This window comes from Sphingobium sp. B1D7B (genome assembly GCF_025961965.1).
In the GTDB taxonomy this organism is placed as follows: domain Bacteria; phylum Pseudomonadota; class Alphaproteobacteria; order Sphingomonadales; family Sphingomonadaceae; genus Sphingobium.
The window spans coordinates 1,786,478-1,803,413 of sequence record NZ_JAOQOR010000001.1 but is presented as its reverse complement, the minus strand read 5'-3'; the positions used below and the strand labels follow the sequence as shown (position 1 = coordinate 1,803,413).

General features: G+C 67.5%; 18 protein-coding genes. 11 read left to right on the top strand and 7 right to left on the bottom strand.

Features of this window, described 5'->3' with window-relative positions:
- Positions 1–59 precede the first annotated feature (59 nt).
- The 5 genes from M2336_RS08205 to M2336_RS08185 all read right to left on the bottom strand — a co-directional run bounded on the left by M2336_RS08205 (position 60) and on the right by M2336_RS08185 (position 6,063).
- Positions 60–1,586 carry an ATP-binding protein gene (locus tag M2336_RS08205; RefSeq protein ID WP_264574980.1) on the bottom strand — a complete coding sequence of 509 codons (1,527 nt, stop codon included), beginning with the start codon at positions 1,584–1,586 and terminating at the stop codon, positions 60–62.
- Positions 1,587–1,825: 239 nt separating this feature from the next.
- The gene (locus M2336_RS08200) at positions 1,826–2,611 is read right to left on the bottom strand and encodes a TIGR02186 family protein (protein WP_413715965.1); all 786 of its coding nucleotides are present in this window, start codon (positions 2,609–2,611) and stop codon (positions 1,826–1,828) included.
- Positions 2,608–3,522, bottom strand: coding sequence for a sulfite exporter TauE/SafE family protein (locus tag M2336_RS08195; protein ID WP_181558917.1), 915 nt, complete (start codon positions 3,520–3,522; stop codon positions 2,608–2,610). The genes M2336_RS08200 and M2336_RS08195 overlap by 4 nt, the downstream gene beginning before the upstream one ends.
- A gap of 55 nt (positions 3,523–3,577) precedes the next feature.
- A complete protein-coding gene (locus M2336_RS08190; RefSeq protein ID WP_264574620.1) occupies positions 3,578–4,669 on the bottom strand; it encodes a hypothetical protein in 1,092 nt (363 codons plus the stop codon).
- The gene (locus M2336_RS08185) at positions 4,666–6,063 is read right to left on the bottom strand and encodes a glycosyl transferase family protein (protein WP_264574619.1); all 1,398 of its coding nucleotides are present in this window, start codon (positions 6,061–6,063) and stop codon (positions 4,666–4,668) included. The genes M2336_RS08190 and M2336_RS08185 overlap by 4 nt, the downstream gene beginning before the upstream one ends.
- A gap of 239 nt (positions 6,064–6,302) precedes the next feature.
- Here M2336_RS08185 and M2336_RS08180 point away from each other — a divergent pair, with 239 nt between their 5' ends.
- The 8 genes from M2336_RS08180 to M2336_RS08145 all read left to right on the top strand — a co-directional run bounded on the left by M2336_RS08180 (position 6,303) and on the right by M2336_RS08145 (position 12,182).
- Positions 6,303–6,935, top strand: coding sequence for a nicotinate-nucleotide adenylyltransferase (locus M2336_RS08180; protein WP_264574978.1), 633 nt, complete (start codon positions 6,303–6,305; stop codon positions 6,933–6,935).
- Positions 6,936–6,955: 20 nt separating this feature from the next.
- On the top strand, positions 6,956–7,357 hold the full coding sequence (rsfS, locus tag M2336_RS08175; protein WP_181561330.1) for a ribosome silencing factor: 402 nt from the start codon (positions 6,956–6,958) through the stop codon (positions 7,355–7,357).
- Between the two features lie 28 nt (positions 7,358–7,385).
- Positions 7,386–7,811: a 23S rRNA (pseudouridine(1915)-N(3))-methyltransferase RlmH gene (locus tag M2336_RS08170; protein ID WP_264569638.1), complete on the top strand. Its 426-nt coding sequence runs from the start codon at positions 7,386–7,388 to the stop codon at positions 7,809–7,811.
- A gap of 6 nt (positions 7,812–7,817) precedes the next feature.
- A complete protein-coding gene (locus tag M2336_RS08165; protein WP_264592795.1) occupies positions 7,818–9,095 on the top strand; it encodes a murein hydrolase activator EnvC family protein in 1,278 nt (425 codons plus the stop codon).
- A 108-nt stretch (positions 9,096–9,203) separates the two neighbouring features.
- Complete coding sequence (locus M2336_RS08160) at positions 9,204–10,553, top strand: S41 family peptidase (RefSeq protein ID WP_264569636.1); 1,350 nt, start codon at positions 9,204–9,206, stop codon at positions 10,551–10,553.
- An 8-nt stretch (positions 10,554–10,561) separates the two neighbouring features.
- Positions 10,562–11,053 (top strand): disulfide bond formation protein B, encoded by a 492-nt coding sequence (locus tag M2336_RS08155; protein WP_264574617.1) that lies wholly within the window; start codon positions 10,562–10,564, stop codon positions 11,051–11,053.
- Positions 11,050–11,601, top strand: coding sequence for a demethoxyubiquinone hydroxylase family protein (locus M2336_RS08150; protein WP_264574616.1), 552 nt, complete (start codon positions 11,050–11,052; stop codon positions 11,599–11,601). Before M2336_RS08155 ends, M2336_RS08150 begins: the two co-directional genes overlap by 4 nt.
- Positions 11,602–11,615: 14 nt before the next feature.
- Positions 11,616–12,182: a hypothetical protein gene (locus M2336_RS08145; protein WP_264574615.1), complete on the top strand. Its 567-nt coding sequence runs from the start codon at positions 11,616–11,618 to the stop codon at positions 12,180–12,182.
- 12 nt (positions 12,183–12,194) lie between these two features.
- Here M2336_RS08145 and M2336_RS08140 read toward each other — a convergent pair whose 3' ends face one another.
- Both M2336_RS08140 and M2336_RS08135 read right to left on the bottom strand, forming a co-directional pair.
- Complete coding sequence (locus tag M2336_RS08140) at positions 12,195–12,743, bottom strand: DUF2141 domain-containing protein (protein WP_264574614.1); 549 nt, start codon at positions 12,741–12,743, stop codon at positions 12,195–12,197.
- Positions 12,740–13,525 (bottom strand): sterol desaturase family protein, encoded by a 786-nt coding sequence (locus M2336_RS08135; protein ID WP_264574613.1) that lies wholly within the window; start codon positions 13,523–13,525, stop codon positions 12,740–12,742. The genes M2336_RS08140 and M2336_RS08135 overlap by 4 nt, the downstream gene beginning before the upstream one ends.
- Positions 13,526–13,701: 176 nt before the next feature.
- Here M2336_RS08135 and crtY point away from each other — a divergent pair, with 176 nt between their 5' ends.
- Genes crtY through M2336_RS08120 form a run of 3 tightly spaced genes read left to right on the top strand, consistent with a single transcriptional unit; the run spans position 13,702 to position 16,927 of the window.
- Entirely contained in the window at positions 13,702–14,865 is a 1,164-nt protein-coding gene (crtY, locus tag M2336_RS08130; RefSeq protein WP_264574612.1) for a lycopene beta-cyclase CrtY, read from the top strand.
- Entirely contained in the window at positions 14,862–16,340 is a 1,479-nt protein-coding gene (locus M2336_RS08125; RefSeq protein WP_264574611.1) for a phytoene desaturase, read from the top strand. Before crtY ends, M2336_RS08125 begins: the two co-directional genes overlap by 4 nt.
- Positions 16,337–16,927, top strand: coding sequence for a TIGR00730 family Rossman fold protein (locus M2336_RS08120; protein ID WP_181558905.1), 591 nt, complete (start codon positions 16,337–16,339; stop codon positions 16,925–16,927). The genes M2336_RS08125 and M2336_RS08120 overlap by 4 nt, the downstream gene beginning before the upstream one ends.
- The last annotated feature ends 9 nt before the right edge of the window (positions 16,928–16,936 follow it).

Below are 16,936 nucleotides of genomic sequence, written 5' to 3'. Positions count from 1 at the left end.
GCCCTGGGCTCCTGCCTTCGCAGGAGCACTGGTTTGCTTTGGGGTTAGCAGCCGCCCGCTCAGCGGCCCTGATTGCGCCAGCGGTTGATCGTCCGTTCGAGGATTTCTTCCTCGCCGCCGGTCTGGCGCCACAGGTCGGAGAAGACCGGGTCCGCCGAAGCGGGACGGCGGGCGGCTTCGAGATCATCGAAGGCGACGCGGATCGGCACGGTGACGCCCTCGCCGCAGACGATGCACTCGCGGTTGCGAAGGGCCGGGATCGAATCGAGAAAGCCGCGCGAGCCCTCCGGCATCGCTGCCTTTACGAATTGCTGATCGCGCTCGTTGTTGAGGCGCATGGCGATCAGCGTGCCGCATTGCGAGAGCACGCCCTCGGCAAGATCGGACGGTCGCTGTGTGATCAGCCCCAGCGACACGCCATATTTGCGCCCTTCCTTGGCGATCCGTTCGAGGATCTTGCGGACGCTCTGCCCGGCCTCGATGTTGCTGGAGGGGATGTAGCGATGCGCTTCCTCGCAGACGAGCAGGATCGGCTTCTGCTCCTCGTCGCGCGCCCAGATGGCGAAATCGAAGATCAGCCGCGCCAGCACCGAGACGACGACATGGGTGATCTCGGACGGCATGGCCGAGGTATCGACAATCGAGATCGGCTTGCCCATCGCCGGCAGACGGAACAGCTTGGCGAGGAAATTCTGCATGGAATCCGCCACCAGCATGCCTGAGAACATGAAGCTGAAGCGCGGGTCCGCCTTGATCTCGTCCAGCCGGGTGCGCAGACGCAGATAGGGCAGCGAATTGGTGCTCTTGTCGAGCTTGCCCATCTCATTGGCGAGGATCGCCGCGAGATCGGAGAGCAGATAGGGCACGGGCGAATCGACCGTCAGGCGCCCGATGCCCTCCGCCAACCGGCTGCGGCCGCGCGCGGCGAGCAGGCACTTGGCGAGAATGTCGCAATCCTGCGCGCGCTCAGGGCCCTTTGAGGTGACGAGCACTTCGCAATGCTCCTCGAAGTTCATCAGCCAGTAGGGCAGCTCGAGATTGCTGGTATCGTACACCGCACCATTGCCGGCAAAGGCGGCGCCATATTCGCCGTGCGGATCGATCATCACGATATGGCCCTGCGGCGCCATGTCGCAGATGCGGTGCAGGATGAGCGCGGCGGAGGTGGACTTGCCCGTGCCGGTGGAGCCGAGCAGCGCGAAATGCTTGCCGAGCAGCGCATCGACCAGCAACGAGGCGCGGGTATTGGCGGTGGGGTACACCGTGCCGATCTCGATGCGCGCCTGATCATGGGCGGAATAGATCTCCAGCATATCCGGGCTGGAGACGGGATAGATGGGCGTCCCGGGCACCGGGAAGCGGGTGACGCCACGGCGGAAACGGAAGATGCGCCCGGTCAGCTGCTCTTGATCGCCCTCCCCCACAAAGTCGATATCCGCGAGGATGTGCGTCGCGGAGCGGGAATCGAGCGCCAGCGTGCGCACGGTTGCGACGATCCAGCAGGCGCCGACCCGCATCTTGAGCTGGCTGCCGACCTGCCCGCCCATGGCGATGCTGGGGTCGCTCTCCCCCGCCAGCTGTTCCATGGCGGCAATGTCGAGCAGGATTTTGGCCGAGCCGCCGGATATCGCGGAGACGACGCCGATCTCGATATCCGAGAAATGCGGCCGCACGCCGGCCGGCGCCACGGCATCGACCGGCACCGGCTGGCCATCCAGATCCCTGCCAGAAAAATAGTTCACCGCGTCGCTCCCACCTGTGGCCAGGATGCAGGGCGTATCGAATATGCGTAAACAAATGCCTGCGCCGTGGGCGCGGCTTGGGCTCAGCGCATCTTCACGCGACCTGCGACGAAGCCGGCGAACATGCCCATGGCGAGCGCCGAGAAGACGGCGACAAGGCCATAAGCCACGCCATGTTCCTGCGCGAAGACGCCGATGTCGCGCTCAAAGCCGGTCTTGTGCACCTCGATCTCGCGCACTGCGGCGGCGAGCACGCGGCCATTCTGCACTAGAAACGTCTCGGCGGTGTAGGTGCCGGTGACCACCCGTGCGGAGAGCGGCAGGCGCGCGCGGTACAGCACGCCATCGGTGATCTCGACGGCCTTGGGCGCCTCCAGATACAGCCCGCTGCGCGCGCGCAGATCATTGAGGCCGCTGGCGAACCGGCCGATCTCCTCGGTATCGCTGAAGGACGCGGGCGAAAGCTGGAGCTTGCTCAGCCCCAGCTCGTAGATCGCGGCGGTGCGTTCATCGACGATCTGGTCGATGGGGCGCGAGGACGCCACGGCGTAGAAGCTCGGCGCCGAGCGGAAGGCGATGCTGTCGGCATTTACCCACATGCCGGCGAGCTTGCGCTTCTCGCGCACGGTGATCGCCTGGCTTGGTCCCTTGAGCACAACGATGATGTCGACCGGCTCCTCCGGTACGCGCCCGCCGGGATAGAGGATCGCGCCGAACAGCAGCAGTTCCGCGCCGGTGAAGCTGAATTGGATCTCGACCGTGCGTTGCGAGACGTCCGGCACCAGTTGCGGCGCAGCACGCTGCGCGCTCGCCGGGGCGGGGGCGAGCAGCGCCACCGCCGCCAGCCACGGGGCGATGCGGGCGATCACTGGACGACCACCGAGTAAATCTCGTCCGGCCGCCAGCCGAGGCCCAGCGCCATGCGGATGGCGATGACCAAAGCGATGAAGGCCAGCGCGACGCGCAGATATTCCGGCCGAGCCCGCATCGAGATGCGGCTGCCGATCTGCGCGCCGGTTACGCTGCCGATGAGCAACAGGAAAGCGAGGACGAGGTCCACCGCATGGGTGGTGGTGGCGTGGACCATCGTCGTGAACATCGTCACGAACAGGATCTGGAACAGCGACGTGCCGATGACGATCTGCGTCGACATGCCGAGAATGTAGAGCATGGCAGGGACGAGGATGAATCCGCCGCCCACGCCCATCAACATGGTCATGATGCCGGAGAAGATGCCAAGCAGCAGCGGCGCCAGCGGCGAAATGTAAAGGCCCGAGGCATAGAAGCGCCAGCGCAGCGGCAGTGCGGCCACCAGCGGGTGGTGCCGCCGCTTGCGCGCAGCTTGCCGCTGCCCGCGCCGCGCCATCACCAGCGCGTGGATCGATTCCCGCGCCATCAGCATGCCGATCGAGCCGAGCATCAGCACGTAGAGCACGGCGATGGTCGTATCGATCTGGCCCATGCGCTCCAGCACGCGATAGATCACCGCGCCCAGCGCCGCGCCGATGGCACCGCCAACGACGAGCACGGCGCTCATCTTGAGATCGACCGTCTTGCGGCCGAGATGGCTGAACACGCTGGAGACGCTCGCGCCCATCACCTGCGTGGCCGAGGATGCGGCGGAAACGGTCGGCGGAATGCCGTAGAAGATCAGCAAGGGCGTGGTGAGAAATCCGCCGCCCACGCCGAACATGCCCGAGAGCAGGCCGACAAGGCCGCCCAGGCCGATGATGACCAGGGCGTTCACCGACAGGTTGGCGATCGGCAGATAGATGTCCATGTCGCCCTCGGTAGTCGCAAAGCGCCCGATCAAAAAGGGGCTTGCCGCCCGATGCTCAAAAATCCGTCGCGAGGGTGATCGCAGGGCCGCTTGCCGGGCGCGCATTGCCGGCGATGCGGAAGCGCCATTCCGCCGAGAGGCTCAGCCCCGGCCGGGCCCATGGCAGCCGAGCGCGGAGTTGCGGCCCGATGTCCAGACGCCGCGCACCGGGCTGGACGCTGCCGGAGAGCGCGCCGCCGACCGCCAGCGCGAGCCCCCGTCCGGGCGGAAACAGCCGGTAAGAGAGGGCGGCCTTGCCGTCCGCAAAGCCATCGCTGCCGGGCAAGCCGACAAATCCGGCCTGCGCATAGCCGTCCGCCTCGACGCGCGGCAGGATCTCGGTGGTGTTGAGGCCGCCGGCCGCCAGCAGGGCGAACCCGTTGCGACCGCCTGTCCCGAGACGCTGGCGGCGCTCCACCATCAGCGAGACTGGCAAGGCAGCGGGCAGCCCGGCCGGGCGCCAGGCGAGGCCGAAGGCCCCTTCCTCCGCGAATGGCCGTTCAATTGCGCGGCTGGCCCGTCCGTAGAGGCTGAACACGCCCATCTCGCTGCTGCTGACGCGATAATCGAGCCGGACGCCCATTTGCGATCCGCCGAGCAGCGGCGCAAAGGCGCGCGAGCCGCCGGCATCGGGGCGCCAGAATAGCCATGCCTGGCCGGAAAAGCGGCCGCTCTTGCGCGCTTCCCGCAGCGTGCTCATCGACGGCTCGCCGAACACGGTCCCTTGCGAAAGCGCCGCTGCCGAAGCCGGCGCATTGCGCGGAGCATCCGACCTTGGCTGTGGCATGTCCGTTTGAGGGGCCTGCGCCCAAAGCGCGACGGGCGTCCGGTATGAGGGCACGGCATGGTGAGGCCGCGCCGCACTGCCTGCCGGTCGGCCGGCGACAGCGAGGGTATCGCCCGACAATCCCGCGCTGCGCTGCCCGTCGCTATCGTCAGCCCGCACCCCGCCACTCGGCGCCTCCGCCGCAGGCAAGGCCGCAACGTCCGTCGCCCCGCGCTCGCCTCCCGCCATCACGGGCCAGCCCAGCATCACGCCGCGCACGCAGACCCAGCAGCCCAGGACCGCGCCCAGGAACCGCAGCGGCCGCCCGCCACCGGCGCTCATGCCGAGGCTCCCGTGGCCGCGTCAGGGAAGCGATGGCGCGTCTTGTCCCACACCAGCGCCCGCCCGCGCAGATGCCGCACATAGATCGAAATGGCGCGCCCTGCGGCAAGAATGGCAACGATATTGCCAGTGATCGTGCGCGGCACGGAGAGGAGCGCTTGCCCCCAGCCATAGGCTCGCCAGACGAATATCATGCGCATGATAAGCCGCCAGGCGAGCAGCACGGCTGTCGCGCGCATCAGCCAGGGCAAGGGCTCGGGCCAGGTCATCGGCGGCAAGCCCATCAGGCTGCGCGTGATGTGGATGAACAGGGCCAACCCCAGCCCGGCATAAGCCGCGACCAGGACGATCGCTGCCAGCGCCGCGCGTCGATCGCGCAGACGCATCCAGCGCTCGCGCCAGGGGCCGGACCAGCCGAGCCGATCCCAGCCGGCCAAGGCGATACCCACCGTCCAGCGCGCCTTTTGCCGAACGGCGGCGCCCCAGCTATCCGGGAAATATTCGCGCGTGGCGATGAGCTCGCCCCTGGCGTCGCGCATCCGCACCAAGATGCCGCGCCCGCCGGCATCGCCGATGCGCAGGCCGAGCTCATAATCCTCGGTGAGACTGGCTTCGTCGAATGGGCGCCCGCCCCGCTCCACCGCCACGGCGGCGAGCGCCTCGCGGCTGAAGCCGCAGCCGACGCCGGCCGATGGCATGGCTGCACCCAGCGCTTCCCGCACGGTCAGCGAGGCGCCGTGCGCGACCGCGAACTCATCGAGATAATGCCCCGCAACCCATTGCGAGCGCGCCGATTTGAGCGGCAGGACCGGGAGCTGGACGAGCGCGAAGCGTGGCGCGAGATAGCCGATCACCCGCAGCGCATCGGGATGCACGACATCCTCGGCATCGTGCAGCACGACGGTGAGCACCCGACGCCCCTGCTCGGCTTCCCAGCGCTGCATGGCGACCCACAGCTGGTTCAGGCAATCCGCCTTGGTGGTCGGACCGGGCCGATCATTGACCACCAAGGTCACGCGCCCGCCGCCCCGCTCGGTGATCAGCGTGCAGACTGCCCACAAGGTCGCCGGATCATTGGGATAGGCGCCGACGAAAATCTGCACATCCTCGCCGGCCCATTTGTCGAGGCAGCCGGTGAGCATGGGACGGATCACGTCCGACTCGTCCCACGCGGGAATGAACACCGCGATCGGCCCGGCAGAGCCAGCCGGCGGCAAATCGCGTGACGTCATCCGCGCCACCCGGCTGTAGACGGTCAGTGACCGCCAGCCGCGCCGCGCCAGATAGATGAGGTCGATGGCCAGATCATCCAGCCCACCGATGATAAGCCCCAAAGCGGCAAACAAGAGAAGCTCGCTGCACAGCAGCTCGCTCAAAGCGAGTGTCCCACCCATCTTCCCCCCCGAGTCGACACCGCGTTCCCCCTGCGCTGCCGAGCGATTTATTGAGCATAATGAGGAACCTGGAGCAATGATGCTTTTCGCGGCGTTAACGTTTCCGAGGTGCATCCTGACCATTGCCGGTTTGACCTGATCGCACCCGGCCTCTAGCGACAGGCCATGAGCTGTTGCGCGCCCGCACCCGACCAGCCCCAGATTTGCGGGAGCCAGGCCGCGTGACGCGGGGCAAGCGCATGCCGGTCGGCTTGCTCGGCGGATCGTTCAACCCCGCCCATGGGGGCCATCGCGCCATCTCCTTGTTCGCGCAAGGCGCGCTGGGGCTGGATGAGGTCTGGTGGCTGGTCTCGCCGGGCAATCCGCTCAAGCCGCGCGCCGGCATGGCACCGCTGAACGCGCGCGTCGCCAGCGGCAAAGCGGCCGCCCGCCGCGCGCCCATCCGCGTCACCGCCATCGAGCGGGAGATGCACACCCGCTACACGCTCGACACGCTGCGCCGGCTGACGCGCCGCTACCCGCATCGCCGGTTCATTTGGCTGATGGGCGAGGACAATCTGGCCCAGTTCCACCAGTGGAAAGGCTGGCGCGATATTGCGCGAACAACGGCCATTGCTGTTATCGCCCGACCCGGCTATAGTCGGGCGGCTGTAGGCTCACCGGCCATGGCCTGGTTGCGGCGTTTCGTCCGACCCGCCAGTCAGAGCAAAAGCTGGACGACATGGAGACTGCCGGCGCTCGTGCTTTTGCGCTTTCGCCCCGATCCCAGATCAGCCACGCTGCTTCGGCAGAAGGCGCCTCTTTGGCACCGTAGCTTTGCTGATGTTGCGCCGATCGACGGCGTGACCGGTCGCCGCATCCCACAGGAGTGACATTGCCCGACCCGTTACCCATGCCCGCCCGTCCTGCCCCCGCTGGAGGACTGTCCCAACCCGGCATCGATGCATCCTCGGATCGCCTCCTGGCGATCGTGCTGGAATCGCTGGACGATGATCAGGCGCAGGAAGTCGTGAGCATTCCGCTTGCCGGCAAGAGCAGCATTGCCGATCACATCGTGATCGCGTCGGGTCGTTCGTCCCGGCAGGTGGCAGCCATTGCCCAGAAGCTGGCCGAGCGGATCAAGCAGACGATGGGCCGCAATGTCCGCATCGAAGGCCTGCCCGTCGCCGACTGGGTGCTGATCGACGCGGGCGACGTGGTCGTCCATGTCTTCCGCCCGGAGGTCCGCAGCTTCTACAATCTCGAGCGCATGTGGGGCTTCTCGGACGCACCGCTGGCCGCCGGCGAGGCCTGATCTCCTTCAAGCGTACCCCGGGGGCCGAATGCTGCTGCACATCGTCGCGCGGGGACGCATCGGCCGCTCGCCAGAGGCCGATCTGGTCGAGCGCTATCTCAAGCGTGTGACGCTGCCCACCAAGGTTACCGAACTTCCGGATCGCGGCGGCAAGGCGCCGCCACCGCTGCCCGCGCAGTCGGTCATGGTGATGCTCGATGAAACCGGCAAGCAGCTGACGTCGATGGCCTTTGCAGAGCAAATCGGCCGCTGGCGGGACGACGGCGTGCGCGAATGCCGCTTCATGATCGGCGCGGCGGACGGGTTTGAGACCGCAGACCGGGCCAGCGCTGACCTTCTGATCGCCTTCGGGGCAATGACCTGGCCGCACATGATGGCGCGGGCGATGCTGGCCGAACAGCTCTGGCGCGCCACCAGCATCCTCGCCAACCACCCCTATCACCGGGAGGGATGAGGCGTGGTGGCGGCGAGCTGGACACGACTGCCCCGGCCACTGGCACTGCGACCGTCCCTGCCCGTCATGCTGGCCACCGCTACCCTGCTCATCACCGCCATCGCGGCACCGCTGGCTCTCTCTGCCCAGCGCAATCCGGCACCGCAGGCCGCGCAGGCGGAGATCGCCCGGCAGCAGGCTGCCCTCGCCCGTGCCCGCGCGCAGGGCGAGGAAGCGCGCAAGCGTGGCGAAGCCCTGGAAGCCCGTGCCCGCGCCTCCTCCGCCGCAGCCGACAAGACCCGCAACGAGATCGCCGCGCTCGCCGCCCGCATCCAGCAGAGCGAGGCCGATCTGCGCGCGGGCGAGGCGCGCATGGCGATCATCATCACGCGCCAGCGCGAGCAGCGGCGCCAACTCGCCACCCGCCAGCAGCCGATCGTGCGACTGACCGCCGCCCTGCAGCAACTGGCCCGGCGCTCGCCTGTGCTCGCACTGGTCGCGCCCGGCACGATCAGCGAGGCGGTGCATCGGCGCATCGCGCTCGCGCAGATATTGCCGACCATCACCGCCTCCACGCAGGATCTGCGGGGTGCCATTGCGCGCAGTGCCGATCTGCAGCGCAGCGCGCAGGCGGCGGCGCAATCCCTCGTCCGCACCCGCGCCGGGCTGAAGACGCAGCAGGCCGCGCTCAGCACGCTTGAACAGCGCCAGCGCGGCACTTCCCGGCAATTGCGCGCGGAGGCCAGCCTGCAGACCGAGCGCGCCCTCGCCATGGGCGAGCAGGCCCGCGATATCAGCGATCTGATGGACCGGATCGGCGATGCGGCGCAGGTGCAGGAGGCGTTGCTGCGCCTGCCCGGCCCGATGCCCCGGCCGGCCCGTCCGCAAAACAGCGCCGCTCCGGCACCCGAGCGGCCGAGCGTCGCCGCAGGCCAGACCCCGGCGCCACCCTACCGCCTGCCCGCCATCGGCGACATCGTCACCGGCTTCGGGGAATTGAGCGCAGGCGGCGTGCGCGCGCGGGGCATCACCATGGCGACCGCAGCCGGGGCCGCGGTCATCGCGCCGGCGGCAGGGCGAGTCGCCTTTGCCGGGCCGTTTCGCGGCTATGGCAAGATCGTCATCCTGGAGCATCGCGGCGGCTGGACGAGCCTGCTGGCCGGGCTCGACCGGCTGAGCGTGGCGCCGGGAGACTCATTGCGTCAGGGCGATCCGGTCGGCGCGACCGGCAGCGACCCGGCCCGCCTCATCATCGAGCTGCGCCAGCAGGACCGCGCTGTCGATATTGCTTCCCTTGTCCGCTAGCGCCGTTCAGCAGCGCGTAACGCTATCTTCGCTACGCTGGCGTGCGACCTAGGCAGAACCGTTGTTCCTGCTATAGGTCAGGACAGCATTTTTGTCGAAAGCGTCTCCATGGCCAATGCCCGCCGCACCCTGTTTCTCCGTTCCGCCGCGATCCTGGGCGCCATCGCGCTCATTCCCGCGTCGACCTCTGCCGTCACGGAGACCGAGGGCGAGACTTACAAACAGCTCGATCTGTTCATGGACGTGTTCCAGCGGGTGCGCGCCAATTATGTCGAGCAGGTCGATGATGCGACGCTGATCAAGGGCGCCATCGAGGGGATGCTCTCCAGTCTCGATCCGCATAGCGCCTATCTGGACGTCCGCTCCTTCGAGAATTTGCGCACCCAGACCGAGGGCAGCTATGGCGGCCTCGGCCTCTCCGTCACGATGGACGAAGGCGTGGTGAAGGTGATCGCGCCGACCGACGACACCCCCGCCGCGCGCGCGGGCATCAAGGCGGGCGACTATATCACGCACATCGACGGCAAGCTGATTTATGGCGGCACGCTCGATGAAGCAGTCGAGAAGATGCGCGGCGCGCCGAATACCAAGGTGAAGCTCACCATCGCCCGCGAGGGCCGCACCGAGCCGTTCGACGTGGAGTTGACGCGCGCGATCATCGATATCAAGCCGGTCAAATGGCAGGTGAAGGGCGATGTCGGCGTCATCAAGATCGTCAGCTTCTCCGCCGACACCGGCGCTGACGTGCAGAGCGCCATTCGCGGCATCGACAAGTCGCTCGGCCACAAGCCGATCGGCTATGTGCTGGACCTGCGCTCCAACCCCGGCGGCCTGCTGGATGAAGCGGTGCGCGTCTCCGACGCCTTCCTCGAGCGCGGCGAGATCGTCTCGCAGCGCGGCCGCCAGCGCGGCGACACCCGGCCTTATTATGCCCGGCCCGGCGATGATGCGCAGGGCCTGCCCGTCGTCGTGCTGATCGATGCGGGTTCGGCTTCCGCCTCCGAGATCGTGGCCGGCGCCCTGCAGGACCAGAAGCGCGCGCTCATCATGGGCGAGCGCAGCTTCGGCAAGGGCAGCGTGCAGACGCTGCTGCCGCTCTCGCAGGATACCGCGCTGCGCCTCACCACGGCGCGCTATTACACGCCATCGGGCCGCTCGGTGCAGGAAGGCGGCATCGAGCCGGATATTCTGGTGCCGCAGCTCTCCGACCCCGATTATGCCAAGCGGCCGAAATATCGCGAAAGCGACCTTCGCCGTCACCTCATCAACGAGGCGAAGCTGGATCGCTCGGAGCTGGAGGCGGACAGCAACCCCGATCCGCGCTTCACCGCGACGGCGGAGGATCTCAAGAAGCAGGGCGTTGAGGACTTCCAGCTCCATTACGCGCTGCAGACTCTCGGCCGCCTGAACGGGACGCCGCAAATGGCGGCAGCCCCGGCGACGAAGGCACGGCGGTAAGCAGACCGATGTCGCGTGACGCCTCCCTGTCGCTCGCCCGGTTCATAGCGGTGATGCTGCCGACCCTGTTGCTGGGCGGCGCGCTGCTCTCACAGCATGTCGGCGGGCTGTTCCCATGCGAAATGTGCATGTGGCAGCGCTGGCCGCATCTGGGCGCGATTATCGCTGCCCTTGCCGCGATTGCCCTGCGCCGTACCGCGCCGATGAGCGCGATGTTCACCATGCTCGCGGCGCTGGCCATCGCGACCAGCGGCGCCATCGGCGCATTTCACGCCGGTGTCGAATATGGCTGGTGGCAGGGCCTGACCAGCTGCACCGCGACCATGGACACATCCTCGGGGCAGTCGATGCTGGATTCGATCATGTCGGCCACGCTGGTGCGCTGCGATGTCGCGCCTTGGTCGATGTTTGGCATTTCGCTCGCTGGCTACAATGCGATCCTCTCGCTCGGCGGCGCACTGCTGATCCTTGTTCTGGTCCTCAAATGGAGCCGGTCATGACCGACATCGCGCGCGTCTCGCCCCGTCCCGGCCAGCGCCGTGCGGACCGCGCCTCGATGTTGCGGGTCGATCAGGCCGGCGAATATGGCGCGGTGCGGATTTATGCCGGCCAGCTCGCCGTGCTGGGCGACCGTCACCCGATCAGCCGCGAGATTGCCGGCATGGCGGCGCAGGAAGAGCGGCACCGCGCGCATTTCGACGCGATGATGGTAGAGCGCGGCGTGCGCCCCACGCTGATGCAGCCCTTCTGGCATGTCGCCGGCTTTGCGCTCGGCGCCGCGACCGCGCTCATCGGCCCGCGCGCTGCCATGGCCTGCACCGCCGCCATCGAGACCGAGATCGACGATCATTACGGGCATCAGCTCAAGGAGATCGGCGAGGACGACCCGGCGCTGACCGAAGCGATCACGGACTTCCAGGCCGAAGAAGTCGAGCATCGCGATGCCGCGATTGCCCATGGCGCAGAATCCGCGCCTGCCTATCCCTTGCTTTTCGGGGCGATCCGGCTTGGCTGCCGCGCTGCCATTGCCCTCTCGAAGCGGATTTAAGAAGGAACCTGTCGATGCGTGCCCTCGTCCTTGCACTCCCCCTCAGCCTCGCTCTTGCGGTCCCTGCTTTGGCGCAGGCGGCCCCGGCCGCTCCAGCTGCCGCCGCCGGGCCGGAGGATGTCGCGAAGGTGAAGCAGGTGTTCGTCTATGGCGAAGACCCTTGCCCGGCGAGCGAGGGCGACGAGATCGTCGTCTGTGCGCGGATGCCAGACAATGATCGCTATCGCATCCCCAAGGAACTGCGCACCGATCCCAACAGCCCGGCCGTGCAAAGCTGGGCGAACCGCGCCCGCTCGATTGAATATGTCGGCGCGTCCGGGACCGACAGTTGCTCGCCCACCGGCTCGGCTGGCTTCACCGGCTGCTTCACACAGATCGCGCGCGCGGCGCGCGAGGAGCGCCAGAAGATGCTCGGGTCCGGCACCTGGGCCGATGCCGTCGCCAAGGCGCGCGAGGAGCGGCTCGGCAATCTCGATGCGGAATCCGCACAGATCGAAGCGCAGGCCAAGGCCGATGAGGAAGCCGCGCGCCTCAAGGCGCAGCGCGAGGCCCAGCAGCAGGGTCCGACCGTCACGCCCTGATCGCGCGACGCGCTACAGGAAATATTGCAGCTTCACCGCCGTCTTCTTCGCCGCGCCAGGGGTGACGGTGAGGACGACGGACTCAAAGCCCGGCGCGCCGAAGCGCAGGCGGGGGTTGCGCGAAAAGCCGACCCCCTCTCGCGGGATGCCCAGCATCGTGTCCAGCCGGCTGTTGCTGTTCTCATCGTGAAAGACGAGCAGCGCATAGTCGCCGGGCGGCACGCGCGCGAAGAGAAGTTCGGCATGGTCGCCCGCCGCAACGCTGGCCGTGAGGGCGAGCGGGTCTTTCTCGCATTTGGGGAAATGGGAGCGGTCCTTGGTCAGGCAGGCGCGCAACATGCCGCGAGTGGAGCGCAAGCCCTCGAACCGCACGTCGATCTGGCCCGTGGCCGGTGCAAGGCCCGCCGCTGCCGGAACGACCGCATCGGCGGTGCGGACAGTAGCCGCGCCCTCCTCGCCCAGCGCCAGGGTCGGCGCGCCGAGCGAGAGCAGCAGGCCGGTCAGCATCAGCGGCCGTGCGACACGACGCGCCAGATGGTCGGCACCGTCAAAGAACATCATGCAGCATTATCCCTTGCCGGCGCGGGGTCATCATTGTGCGGCATGGCGGCGGAGCCTCCCGCCGGCGCCGGCGCGAACCGGGGAGACAGGCCGCGATCCGTGCCGCACAGCCGGTCCCACACGCGGAAATAGAGGCCGTAATTGCAGCGATATTGCTCATGATGCTTCTCATGGTGAGACGCGGTGATCAGCCAGCGCCCGGCGGGGCCGTTCACCAGCCAGCGCGGGAACATCTCCCAGCCCATATGATTGGTGACGCCCATGACAGTCATCACCGTTAGCACCACCCCCAGTGCCGCAACATGAATGGGAATGACGAAGACGAGGAACGGAATGACGACCGCGCCGGTTACCGCTTCCCACGGGTGGAAGCTCATCGCCGCCCAGGCCGTGGGCGGCCGGCTGGCGTGATGCACCGCATGGGCGACGCGAAACCAGGCCGGGCGGTGGAGCAGCCGGTGCGTCCAGTAGAACCACGTATCGTGCGCGGCGAGATAGAGCAGCACGGAGATCGGCAGATACCAGAGCGGGTAGGCATCGACATCGGTGTAGATCAGCGTCCAGCCGTGGCTCTGCCAGCCCCAGGCGACGATCCCCGCGGGCAGGCCAAAGATCAGCGCCGAAAGGAGCGACCAGCGGATTTCCGCGCCGATCTGCCGGCGCAGCCCGGCATAATGGCCGGGGCGCGTCATCCGGGTCGCCAGCGCGAACCCGCCGCTGGAAAGCAGGTAACGCACCGCGATGATGCCGGACATCGCCAGAATGGACGCAAGGATCAGCATCGCGGGCTGCATGGCGATGCTATAGGGAGCCCCGCCTGAGAGGGAAACGATAATCGGTAAAGCGTTTACGCCGGTCGCTCGCCAAGCGCAGAGATAAGTTCCCCCGCCCCTTCGGGCATCGTTCACCCATCACTGGCCGATAGCCAAGCGCCTCCCCCTCGGCTAGGGCTGCGCGGATGACAGGCGCACGACCTATCGATCTGGCCATTGTCGGCGGCGGCCTTGCCGGCAGCCTGATCGCGCTGGCCCTGCGTGCGCGGCGACCTGAGCTGCGCGTCGTGGTGATCGAGGAAGCCGCGCGCGCTGGCGGCAATCAGCTCTGGTCCTGTTTCGCCGAGGATGTCGCGCCCGCCGATCGCTGGCTGATCGAGCCGCTGATCGTGCATGGCTGGGGCGGCTATGACGTGCGCTTTCCGGGTCAGGTGAGGCGCCTGCCGAGCAGCTATGCGACGCTGACCAGCGAGCGACTGGGGATGCGCCTGCACCGCGCTATGCCGGAGGGCGACCTGCTGTTCGATCGGGCAGCGACCGCACTCACGCCGAACAGCGTCACTTTGGCCGATGGCCGCGTAATCGAGGCGCGCGGCGTCATCGATGCGCGCGGGCCGGGCGACATGAGCGCGCTGGAGCTGGGCTATCAGAAATTCGTCGGGGCGAGCTGGCTGTGTCATACCCCCCACGGCCTTGCCGAACCGATCATCATGGACGCGACCGTCGATCAGCAGGACGGCTATCGCTTCGTCTACACCCTGCCCCTCTCCCCGACCGAGCTGTTCATCGAAGACACTTATTATGCCGATGGTCCGGCACTGGATGAGCCCCTGCTCGCGGCGAGAATTGCGGCCTATGCCCAGACGCAGGGCTGGGAGGGCGCGGCGCGCGGCCATAGCGAGACCGGCGTGCTCCCGGTGTGCATGGGCGGCGATTTCGCGCGGCTGTGGGAGGCCGAGTCCCCCGGCGTCGCCAAGGCCGGACTGCGCGGCGGCTTTTTCCACGCGCTCACCGGCTATTCGCTGCCGGATGCAGTGCGCAACGCGCTCGCCATCGCGGCGATGGACGATCTCTCCGGGCCGGCCCTGCATCAGGCGATGCGCGCGCGCGGCGCAGCGCACTGGCGCGGGCAGGCTTATTACCGGATGCTCTCACGGCTGCTCTTCCGCGCCGCCGAGCCGCAGGAGCGCTGGCGGGTGCTGGCGCGCTTCTACCGGCTTGACCCATCCCTCATCGCCCGCTTTTATGCCGGGCAGAGCACCCTTTTCGACAAGCTGCGCGTTCTGACCGGGAAGCCTCCTGTACCCGTCAGCCGAGCCATTTCAGCCCTTGGAGCGACACGCGGATGAAGACAGCCATCGTCATCGGCGCCGGTTTTGCGGGCCTTGCCCTCGGCCTGCGCCTGCAATCGGCGGGCATCGCCACCACCATCGTCGAAGGGCGCGAACTGCCCGGCGGCCGCGCCTATATGTGGCAGAAGGAGGGCTTCACCTTCGATGCCGGGCCGACCGTCATCACCGACCCGGATTGCCTCGCCCAGCTGTGGCGCCTGACCGGCCACGACATGGCGCAAGACGTGACGCTGCTGCCGGTCAGCCCCTTCTACCGCCTGCACTGGCAGGACGGCACGACCTTCGATTATGGCAATGACGATGCCGCGCTCAACCGCGAGATCGCCAAGCTCGATCCCGCCGACATCGCCGGCTACCAGCGCTTCCTCGCCTATAGCGCCGAGGTCTATCGCGAGGGCTATGAGAAGCTGGGGCATGTCGCCTTCCTCGACTTCAAGTCGATGCTCAAGGCCGCGCCGGACCTCGCCCAGCATCAGGCGTGGCGCTCGGTCTATTCCATGGTTTCGAGCTTCGTGAAGAACGAGAAGCTGCGGCAGGCGCTGAGCTTCCACACGCTGCTGGTCGGCGGCAACCCGATGACGACCAGCGCCATCTACGCGCTGATTCACAAGCTGGAGAAGCAGGGCGGCGTCTGGTTCGCCAAGGGCGGCACCCATGCGCTGGTGCGCGGCATGGTCACGCATTTCGAGCGACTGGGCGGCACGCTGATCCTCGGCGATCCGGTCGCGAAGATCGAGACGGTGGGCGACCGCGCGACGGGCGTGGTGACCCGCTCTGGCCTGCGGATCGAGGCCGATGCGGTGGCGAGCAATGCCGACATCATGCACAGCTATGCCGACCTGCTGGCCGACCATCCGCGCGGCCAGCGGCAGGGCGCCAAACTGTTCCGCAAGCGCTGGAGCCCCAGCCTGTTCGTCGTCCACTTCGGCATTGAGGGGACCTGGCCGGGCATCCCGCACCACATGATCCTGTTCGGCCCGCGCTACAAGGAACTGCTGACCGACATCTTCGACCATGGCGTGCTCTCGCAGGATTTCTCGCTCTACCTGCATCACCCGACCGTCACCGACCCCGATCTGGCGCCGCCGGGCCACTCGACCTTCTATGCGCTGGCGCCGGTGCCGCATCAGGGCAAGCTGCCAGTGGACTGGAACGAGGTGGGGCCGATCCTCACCGGGCGCATTCTCGACGAGATCGAGCGCCGGCTGATCCCGGACATCCGCTCGCGCATCAAGGTGCAGTTCTCCTATGCGCCGAGCGACTTCACCCATGATCTCAACGCGCATCTGGGCAGCGCCTTCAGTCTTGAACCGCTGCTCACCCAGAGCGCCTGGTTCCGCACCCACAATCGCGATGATGTGATCAACAATCTCTATTTTGTCGGCGCCGGCACACATCCGGGCGCTGGCATTCCCGGCGTCGTCGGCTCGGCCCGCGCGACGGCGGCCCTGATGCTCGAGGATCTGGCATGACATCGTTCAACCGGCTGGCCGTCTATTGCGGCTCCGCCACCCCACCCGACCCGATCTACATGGAGACCGCGCGCGCGGTCGGCGCCGGGCTGGCGCGGCGTGGCATCGGCGTCGTCTATGGCGGCGGCAAGGTCGGGCTGATGGGCGCCATCGCGGATTCCGCGCTGGCGGCCGGCGGCGAGGTGATCGGCGTGATCCCCGAGGCGCTGGTGAATGCCGAGGTCGCCCATCGCGGCCTCACCGAACTGCACGTCGTGCCGGATATGCACAGCCGCAAGGCGCTGTTCACCACGCTTTCCGATGGGTTCGTGACCCTGCCGGGCGGCGTCGGCACGATGGACGAGCTGTGGGAAGCCGTGAGCTGGGCGCAGCTTGGTTATCATGACAAGCCGGTCGGGCTGCTCAATACCGGCGGCTTTTACGATCAGCTGATCGGGTTCAATCGCCAGATGATCGAAACCGGCTTCATCCGCCCGCCCCACGCCAACATCCTCATCGCCCGCGAGACGCTGGACGACCTGCTCGACGCGATGGCCGCCTATACGCCCCATGAAACGATCTTCGCGATGAAGGTCGACCGGCTTTGAGGGGAAACA

Coding starts and splice junctions, on each gene's coding strand:
- M2336_RS08160 (WP_264569636.1), top strand. CDS start 9,204: ATGGCCAATGCCCGCCGCACCCTGTTTCTCCGTTCCGCCGCGATCCTG.
- M2336_RS08180 (WP_264574978.1), top strand. CDS start 6,303: ATGCCGGTCGGCTTGCTCGGCGGATCGTTCAACCCCGCCCATGGGGGC.
- M2336_RS08140 (WP_264574614.1), bottom strand. CDS start 12,743: ATGATGTTCTTTGACGGTGCCGACCATCTGGCGCGTCGTGTCGCACGG.
- M2336_RS08120 (WP_181558905.1), top strand. CDS start 16,337: ATGACATCGTTCAACCGGCTGGCCGTCTATTGCGGCTCCGCCACCCCA.
- M2336_RS08145 (WP_264574615.1), top strand. CDS start 11,616: ATGCGTGCCCTCGTCCTTGCACTCCCCCTCAGCCTCGCTCTTGCGGTC.
- M2336_RS08190 (WP_264574620.1), bottom strand. CDS start 4,669: ATGAGCGCCGGTGGCGGGCGGCCGCTGCGGTTCCTGGGCGCGGTCCTG.
- crtY (WP_264574612.1), top strand. CDS start 13,702: ATGACAGGCGCACGACCTATCGATCTGGCCATTGTCGGCGGCGGCCTT.
- M2336_RS08170 (WP_264569638.1), top strand. CDS start 7,386: ATGCTGCTGCACATCGTCGCGCGGGGACGCATCGGCCGCTCGCCAGAG.
- M2336_RS08185 (WP_264574619.1), bottom strand. CDS start 6,063: ATGGGTGGGACACTCGCTTTGAGCGAGCTGCTGTGCAGCGAGCTTCTC.
- M2336_RS08125 (WP_264574611.1), top strand. CDS start 14,862: ATGAAGACAGCCATCGTCATCGGCGCCGGTTTTGCGGGCCTTGCCCTC.
- M2336_RS08195 (WP_181558917.1), bottom strand. CDS start 3,522: ATGGACATCTATCTGCCGATCGCCAACCTGTCGGTGAACGCCCTGGTC.
- M2336_RS08205 (WP_264574980.1), bottom strand. CDS start 1,586: ATGGAACAGCTGGCGGGGGAGAGCGACCCCAGCATCGCCATGGGCGGG.
- rsfS (WP_181561330.1), top strand. CDS start 6,956: ATGCCCGCCCGTCCTGCCCCCGCTGGAGGACTGTCCCAACCCGGCATC.
- M2336_RS08150 (WP_264574616.1), top strand. CDS start 11,050: ATGACCGACATCGCGCGCGTCTCGCCCCGTCCCGGCCAGCGCCGTGCG.
- M2336_RS08135 (WP_264574613.1), bottom strand. CDS start 13,525: ATGCTGATCCTTGCGTCCATTCTGGCGATGTCCGGCATCATCGCGGTG.
- M2336_RS08155 (WP_264574617.1), top strand. CDS start 10,562: ATGTCGCGTGACGCCTCCCTGTCGCTCGCCCGGTTCATAGCGGTGATG.